We start from the raw sequence: 472 nt of genomic DNA on the forward strand, positions 1-472 counted from the left end.
CACCTCGCTGGCGGAGGCGTACAAGCGGGGCGCGCAGGTCGTGCACATCAACCCGCTGGTGGAAGCCGCGTCGCGCCGGACGATCATCCCGCACGACTTCAAGGACATGGCGACCTTCCACTCCACCCGCACCGGCACCCTGAATCTCCAGGTGCGTATCGGCGGGGACATGGCGCTGATGCGGGGTATCGCCAAGGCGGTACTGGAGCAGGCCAGGACGGACCCCAAGGCGCTGGACCAGGAGTTCATCGAGCGGTACACCAACGGGTTCGAGTCCTACCGCAAGGTGTGCGAGGACACCCCGTGGGAGGAGATCGAGCACCAGTCCGGCGTCGGCAGGGCCGACATCCTCCGCGCGGCCCGCGTGTACCGGGACGCGGATCGCAGCATTATCAGCTGGTGTCTGGGGGTGACGCAGCACGAGCACGGGGTGGACGCGATCCGGGAGATCGTGAACGTCCTTCTGCTGCGC

1 pseudogene is annotated in these 472 nt (G+C 67.4%); it reads left to right on the forward strand.

Features of this window, described 5'->3' with window-relative positions:
- Positions 1–472: pseudogene (locus KUM39_RS27965) on the forward strand (FdhF/YdeP family oxidoreductase); the annotation flags it as partial.

It is taken from the genome of Streptomyces corallincola (assembly GCF_019104725.1).
Classification (GTDB): Bacteria; Actinomycetota; Actinomycetes; order Streptomycetales; family Streptomycetaceae; genus Streptomyces; species Streptomyces corallincola.